This is a genomic window from Corynebacterium sp. MSK012 (genome assembly GCF_030232435.1).
Lineage (GTDB): Bacteria > Actinomycetota > Actinomycetes > Mycobacteriales > Mycobacteriaceae > Corynebacterium > Corynebacterium jeikeium_D.
Genome location: NZ_JASPJU010000022.1, coordinates 1 through 2,058, shown reverse-complemented (window position 1 = coordinate 2,058; position 2,058 = coordinate 1). Strand labels below are relative to the sequence as shown.

At 54.5% G+C, this 2,058-nt stretch carries 1 protein-coding gene and 1 rRNA gene; one reads left to right on the top strand and one right to left on the bottom strand.

Translation table 11 applies throughout. The annotated features are described in order from the left end of the window. The coding region (locus QP977_RS10940; RefSeq protein ID WP_284847306.1) for a hypothetical protein at positions 1-246 on the top strand (246 nt) is incomplete at its 5' end. A gap of 93 nt (positions 247-339) precedes the next feature. Here QP977_RS10940 and QP977_RS10935 read toward each other — a convergent pair. Then, positions 340-1,862: ribosomal RNA gene (locus QP977_RS10935) — 16S ribosomal RNA — on the bottom strand. Positions 1,863-2,058 lie beyond the last annotated feature (196 nt).

The following is a 2,058-nucleotide window of genomic DNA, read 5'->3' as shown; positions in this document are numbered from 1 at the left end:
GACAAAATCGAACTTACAGAAAAACAAGATGCTCGCGTCCACTATCCAGTTCTCACACAACACCCACACACCACACACAAACCACCACAACAGCAGCCTGCCCGCAGCACGCAGCAACCTGTACAACAGGAACAACAACATGTGTCATCCCAGACACCCAACAGCGCACCAACAACCAACCAACACCAAAGGAAAGCACAAACGCTTAAAATCATCACACGCACGCGCAGACCACCACTTCAGTGATCTAACCAGTAGGTGTTCCACCCAAAAAACAAAAAATAGCCACACGCCACCAACACGATGACACATGACACAAAGAAAAAATAATCTCCTTAGAAAGGAGGTGATCCAGCCGCACCTTCCGGTACGGCTACCTTGTTACGACTTCGTCCCAATCGCCAATCCCACCTTCGACAGCTCCCCCACAAAATGTGTTAGGCCACTGGCTTCGGGTGTTACCGACTTTCATGACGTGACGGGCGGTGTGTACAAGGCCCGGGAACGTATTCACCGCAGCGTTGCTGATCTGCGATTACTAGCGACTCCGACTTCACGGGGTCGAGTTGCAGACCCCGATCCGAACTGAGACCGGCTTTGCGGGATTAGCTCGCCCTCACGGACTGGCAACCCACTGTACCGACCATTGTAGCATGTGTGAAGCCCTGGACATAAGGGGCATGATGATTTGACGTCATCCCCACCTTCCTCCGAGTTAACCCCGGCAGTTTCTTACGAGTCCCCACCACAACGTGCTGGCAACATAAGACAAGGGTTGCGCTCGTTGCGGGACTTAACCCAACATCTCACGACACGAGCTGACGACAACCATGCACCACCTGTATACAAGCCACAAGGGAAACACCATCTCTGGCGCGATCCTGTATATGTCAAGCCCAGGTAAGGTTCTTCGCGTTGCATCGAATTAATCCACATGCTCCGCCGCTTGTGCGGGCCCCCGTCAATTCCTTTGAGTTTTAGCCTTGCGGCCGTACTCCCCAGGCGGGGCGCTTAATGCGTTAGCTACGGCACGGATCCCGTGGAAGGAAACCCACACCTAGCGCCCACCGTTTACGGCATGGACTACCAGGGTATCTAATCCTGTTCGCTCCCCATGCTTTCGCTCCTCAGCGTCAGTTACTGCCCAGAGACCCGCCTTCGCCACCGGTGTTCCTCCTGATATCTGCGCATTTCACCGCTACACCAGGAATTCCAGTCTCCCCTACAGTACTCAAGTTATGCCCGTATCGCCTGCACGCCCGGAGTTAAGCCCCGGAATTTCACAGACGACGCGACAAACCACCTACGAGCTCTTTACGCCCAGTAATTCCGGACAACGCTCGCACCCTACGTATTACCGCGGCTGCTGGCACGTAGTTAGCCGGTGCTTCTTCTCCATCTACCGTCAGAAACCCTTCGTCGATGGTGAAAGGAGTTTACAACCCGAAGGCCGTCATCCCCCACGCGGCGTCGCTGCATCAGGCTTCCGCCCATTGTGCAATATTCCCCACTGCTGCCTCCCGTAGGAGTCTGGGCCGTGTCTCAGTCCCAATGTGGCCGTCCACCCTCTCAGGCCGGCTACCCGTCGCCGCCTTGGTAGGCCATTACCCCACCAACAAGCTGATAGGCCGCGGGCCCATCCCACACCGAAAAAACTTTCCACCACACCCTCACGGTGCGGTCCTATCCGGTATTAGACCCAGTTTCCCAGGCTTATCCCGAAGTGCAGGGCAGGTCACCCACGTGTTACTCACCCGTTCGCCACTCGTGTACCCCAGCAAGCTGGAGCCTTACCGTTCGACTTGCATGTGTTAAGCACGCCGCCAGCGTTCGTCCTGAGCCAGGATCAAACCCTCCATCAAAAACCCTTCAAATCAGAAGAATCAAAAAACAATGAAAGGCCCAAAAACCTGACAAAAACAGACAAACAACCACCACACACCACAAACAGTGCGCGGCCTGGCCGTTATCCAAAAATAAAACGTTCTCCCCTTCGAACCGACGAGGCCAAAAAAGAAGAGAACAACCATGATCTTTCCCACAAATGAAAAAACCACG